Source organism: Mariniflexile sp., assembly GCF_041583155.1.
In the GTDB taxonomy this organism is placed as follows: domain Bacteria; phylum Bacteroidota; class Bacteroidia; order Flavobacteriales; family Flavobacteriaceae; genus Mariniflexile.
Map to the genome: position 1 here is coordinate 1 of NZ_JBFHGK010000091.1, position 5,587 is coordinate 5,587.

A 5,587-nucleotide genomic window follows, 5' to 3' on the forward strand; every position below is an offset into this window, starting at 1 on the left:
AGCTGCATATCAACCATTTTATTGCCTTTTATATGACCTAATTGAATCATGGTTGTTGTTGTAATCATGTTAAGTACTAGTTTTTGAGCTGTACCAGCTTTCATTCGTGAACTTCCAGTAACGAATTCAGGACCAACAATAACCTCGATAGGATACTGTGCTGTTTGCGAAAGCGGACTGTATTTATTGCAGGTAATACACCCCGTAATAATATGATGATCATTACACGCCTTTAAGGCTGCAATAACATAAGGTGTGGTTCCAGAAGCTGCAATACCTACCACCACATCTTTTTTAGAAATGTTATAGGATTTCAAATCTTCCCAACCCTGTGTTGTAGAATCTTCGGCGAATTCCACAGCTTTTCTAATAGCGGAGTCGCCTCCAGCAATAATGCCAATTACTAAATTATGTGATACGCCGAATGTTGGAGGACATTCTGAGGCGTCTAAAATGCCTAAACGTCCACTGGTTCCTGCACCCATATAAATTAAGCGACCACCGTTTTTTAATTTAGAAACAATAATGCTCACTAAAGCTTCAATTTGAGGTAATGCTTTTTCTACAGCTAGAGGTACATTTTTGTCTTCATTATTAATGTTACTTAACAATTCAGAAATGCTCATCTTTTCGAGATGATTGTAATTAGAATCTTGTTCGGTTGTTTTGGTAAAACTCATGCTTCAAAAGTATGAATTATTGCCCGATATTAATCAAAAAGAATGTTATCTACCTCTAATTTTTTGTTATTTATAAAATCATATAGAGTTAATTGTCTTAAAACATAATAATCTTGCCAAAATTTCTCAAGTGAATTTAAGTATTGTAAAACCGCCGTATCTTTTTCTTGAAGTGCAATATTTAGATCTGTTATTGTAACTTTATCTAAAACATACCTTTTTTGGGAAATATCATAACGTTTTATGGCTATTTCTTTAGCTTTTTCTGCTGTAGCTAAAAAGTCTCTTTGGTTAGACCAATTTAACACATGCAAATAAATTTCTTGTTCAAAAGCTTGTTTTTCTTGGTCAATATTGTTGTTGGTTAAGTCTAAATCGGCCTCGGCCATTTTACGTTTCGATTTTGAAACACCCCAATCGAAAATAGGTAGACTTACAGTAACAGCTACATTTTGTTGTTTATTATAGTTGTCGAAAAGGTTGTTAAAGTCATCGCCATTTTGAGAAATTCCAAAATTGGCAGCAACCCCTAACTTTAATCTATTATTACCTTTTTGATATGCTACTTCTTTTTCGGCTTCTAACCGCTTTCTTCTGAACTCTATAACCGTTTTTCTATTTGATTCGGCTTCTTCTAAAGCTTTATCTATATTCACTTCAAAAAGGGGTAATTTATCAGGAACATCTAATTGAATGTTTTCTGTTTCTAACTCTAAGTATCGAGCTAAATTTTGAGAAGTTCTTTTTAATTCTATAGTATTAGTGGTAACAATGTTTCTGGAATTTAACAAAGTTAATTCTACCTGTAATAATTCATTTTCTGCAATTTTTCCAATTTTGAATCTCCCTTGGGAAATTTTATAAAGTGTATCTTGATTTTGTAAATTTACTTTAGATATTTCTAATTGCATTTGAGCTTTAAGCAATTGAAAATACCTTTGACAGGCAGTTACAGAAATGGCTTCCATTTTTTCAATAAAATCCTTTTTGGATTCTTCATAAATTAAAGGTTCAATTTTTTTATCCCATTTAAAAGGGTTGTAAAATAATGAGTTTTGGTAATATCTTATAGAAAAAGGAATTATGGAGTAACCAATGTTATCATCGAGTCCAAATAGTTCTATTCGTTCTAAATTTGAATTTAAAGAGAGGGTACCGCCTGTATAAGGAATGTTTTGTGCTATGGATACCCCGCCTTCTATTAGCAATTGATCTTGATTAACAAATACATCCTGACCCACATCGTTAGTTATTCTACGTACAGCTTTATTGTATTCTGGCAAAGTAGCATTAAGCCTTAATTGGGGAAGAAAATTAGCTTTGTAATTCTTAAAGCGCCAATAGTTAGATTGATTCCTATTTAAAGTTGTTTTATAATCTGGCGATTGTTTCTGAGCTAATTTAATGGCTTCGTTTAATGTTATTTTTTTTGATTGAGAAAAAATTAAACATGGAATAATTATAATTAATACTAATAAAACTTTTTTCATCTCTTTGGCTTTACATTCCTAGTAGTTTTTATTTCTAGTTATATTATTCAGATCGAAGTGCTTCAATAGGCTTTTTATTAGCAGCTGCCTTTGCAGGGAATATGCCAAAAAAGAGTCCAACAATAACTGCTATGAAAAATGAAATTAATATAGAATTAAGAGATAGAATGGTTTCTATTCCAGAAACTATTTCAATAACATATGCCCCGATTATTCCAACGAAAATTCCTATAATACCACCACCAACACTTATTAGTACAGATTCTGATAAAAATTGTAAAATAACGTCTTCTTCTGTAGCTCCTATGGCGCGAATTATTCCTATTTCTTTGGTTCTTTCTAAAACCGATGCCAGCATTATATTCATAATACCAATTCCCCCAATAAGTAAGGATATACCAGCAATGATGCTTAATACTATATTGAAAATCTGTTTGGTTTTTTGTTGTTGTTTTAGGAGTTGAATAGGAATAGTAATTTCAAAATCTAAAACATCATTATGTCTTCTTTTAAGCATTTTACTTAATATTTCTGCTGTGGCTTTTAGCTCGTTTGAATTGAAAACTTGAACTGTTAGTTTATCTATTTGATGATAATTACCTCGAGATATTCTTTTTTTAGGGCCGTTTTGATTACCATTTATTATCACAAAACCACCGTTAGCCTCTTCTTGTTTATCCGTAATTATTTTTCTGTCTCTATAGCGTACCAAAAACGTTTTAATTGGAATGTATATATCTTGGTTTAAGTCGCGAATACCTAGATCCTCTTGAGCTTTATCTGAAATTAATTTTTCTTCAATTACACCAACAACTATTAACCATACATCTCTAACTTTAATCTGTTTTCCCAAAGCACTTTCTCCAGTAAATAATTTTTTTTCAACTTTTTTTCCTATAACACAAACTGGCAGTGCGTTGTTTAATTGATAATCAGAGAAAATTTTACCTTTTTCTATAGCTATGTTGGAAACTTCAAAAAATGTAGGTGAAACACCAATTAATTTAACCGCGTTTTGTTTACCATTATTAATAACATAGGTATCTAAAATGATTTCAGGGCTAACGAATTTTATACTTGGAATGGTTTTAGTGACACATTGAGCATCTAATATGTCTAATCCTTTAGAAAATTTCTTAGATTCGTTATTACTAGATTCCTCGTCGCTTTCATTTTCATTTTCTTCATCAATATCAGGAATAGGCGTAATAACAATATTATTTACTCCAACTAATTCTAGCTGTGAGAGTATTTCTTTTTCGGCACCATTACCAATGGCAAGCATTGTAATTACAGAAGCAACTCCAAAAATAATCCCTAAAGCGGTTAAAAAAGTTCGAACTTTGTTTGTTTTAATAAACCAAAAGGCCTCGTTAAAATTAGATTTTAGTTTTTCTAAAAGTATTTTGTCTATCATATTTTATTTAATAGTGTTATACTTTTTTCTTCCATATCTGCTGGCGCATTTAGATAAACAACATCATTTTCATTTAAGCCTTTTTTTATTATTACGACTTCATTATTTGCTAATCCTAGTTCAACTTGCTTCTTTTCAATAGAATATCCAGATTTTACATAAGCATAACTAATAGAATCCTTTGAGAATATAGCTTCCAAAGGCACCATTAACACATTATCCTCTTGATGTGTGAGAATTCTGTTAGAGGTGGTCATTCCAGGTCGAATATTTTTGTTTGTTTCATTAAACTTTATTAATACTTGAAAAAGCTTAATATCTGAACCTTTCTTATTTTCGCCTACATTTGCTACCTCTGTTACAATGCCATTTATTTCAATATCTGGAAAAGCGTCAAAACCAATTTTAACTTTTAATCCCTTTTTTAATTTTCTTATATCAACTTCATTACTATAGGTTCTAGATTCCATTTTTGTTAAATCAGGCAAGCTAGCCATGGCAGGTTCCCATGGAGAAATGGTTGTTCCTACCTTTTTTTTAGTTCCATTCCAGTCTTTAACATAAGTTACCATGCCTTCATCATCAGAATAAACAGTGAATTGCTTTTGTAATTCAGTTAATTCTTCTATTTGTTTTTTAATTTTTGTTACTTCTGTACCAACTTCAATCATTTTAGCGTTAGCTTGCCTCTTTTTAATTGAGTAGTCTTCTTTTTTCTCTTTTGACTCACGTTCAAATTTTTCAATTTTAATTTCTAATTGCCGTATGGTTGCCGGAGGTTCATAAATAGAACGCTTTAATTCTAATTGATTTTCTTCAATGTTAAATTGAAGGTCTTCAATCGCAGTTCGTTCTTGCTTTAAAGTAAGTGTTGTGTCTAGTTGCTGTTGTGTATATCGAGATTCGGCCTTTTCTAAATTTAAATAAGCTTCGTTAATTTTACCATTAACTTCTGATGCATCAAGTTTACCAATATAATCTCCTTTTTTAACTATGGTGCCTTCGGGAACTAAATCTTGTATTTTTATTTGATAGATATTAAATCGTCTGGCGTTAATAGGACCATTGATTTCTTTTGAACTTGTTGATTGTGCCTCTCCTGAAATTACAACTTCATTCAAAAATGAACCTTTTGCAACTTTGGTTGTTAACAAAACATCTTCATCACCGGAGGGACCAAAAAATGAATAAATAATAATTAAAATAACTATTCCACTAATAATTAAGGCTAACCTTTTCTTATTCATAATGATATGTTTTTGATTGTTGAAAGTTAATTATCTAAAAGTAGCTTTTGTAAGATTTTATTTGGTTAAAATTATCTTAAAGTTTAACTTTTAACATAAACATGATGAACTTGAAATAGAAAAATGTAGTTAATAAGGGTATTATTCGACGTCGTATCTAAAAATCGAAACTTCTGATACTCTGAAATACCCTAGCGGAAAATTGTCTGGATTAGTTTGATTAATACAATTACCTCTAATGGTAGTGGGTTGTGTTTGAAATGGATCGCCAGAGTTATTATCGTCGTTTTGTTGAAGCAAAATACTCATGTATTCAAAATGTTGTTTTGATATACCATGGTTTTTAATTATAAGTTCGTCTCCAGACTTAAGATCTTCATACGATTGAAATGCAAATATTCTATTGCCGTCTGTAAATTCATCATCATACACATCGATGTTTAATTCGTTAGCATTTGTATTTACATATTCGAATAGGTAATAATTTTTTGTGTTTGCTGGGTCTGTATAGTATGCTTTTATTTCTGTGTCTTCGCCCGAAAATCCAGCATCGTTTTTTTGTTCTACATATTCTATTGGAACCACGGGCATTAAAGTTTCAGTACCTGTATAAATTTCGTTGTTGTATAAAATTGTAAGCGTATACACACCATTTATTTCTGGTATAAAATTAAAATTTCTATAAATTCCAGTGTTTTCTTCTTCAATAAATTCAAAGGTATTGTTTTTTGTGTCGGTTACTTTCACGACAGC

General features: G+C 30.9%; 5 protein-coding genes. All 5 read right to left on the reverse strand.

Features of this window, described 5'->3' with window-relative positions; all coding sequences use genetic code 11:
- Positions 1-680: N-acetylmuramic acid 6-phosphate etherase (gene murQ, locus ABYI63_RS17125; RefSeq protein WP_372758082.1), on the reverse strand; the 680-nt coding region annotated here is incomplete at its 3' end.
- A gap of 29 nt (positions 681-709) precedes the next feature.
- Positions 710-2,170: a TolC family protein gene (locus tag ABYI63_RS17130; protein WP_372758083.1), complete on the reverse strand. Its 1,461-nt coding sequence runs from the start codon at positions 2,168-2,170 to the stop codon at positions 710-712.
- 43 nt (positions 2,171-2,213) lie between these two features.
- A complete protein-coding gene (locus ABYI63_RS17135; RefSeq protein WP_372758084.1) occupies positions 2,214-3,587 on the reverse strand; it encodes an ABC transporter permease in 1,374 nt (457 codons plus the stop codon).
- Complete coding sequence (locus tag ABYI63_RS17140; protein WP_372758085.1) at positions 3,584-4,834, reverse strand: efflux RND transporter periplasmic adaptor subunit; 1,251 nt, start codon at positions 4,832-4,834, stop codon at positions 3,584-3,586. Before ABYI63_RS17140 ends, ABYI63_RS17135 begins: the two co-directional genes overlap by 4 nt.
- Positions 4,835-4,975: 141 nt before the next feature.
- Positions 4,976-5,587, reverse strand: a 612-nt coding sequence (locus ABYI63_RS17145; protein WP_372758086.1) for a DUF4249 family protein, incomplete at its 5' end; no start/stop codon positions are given.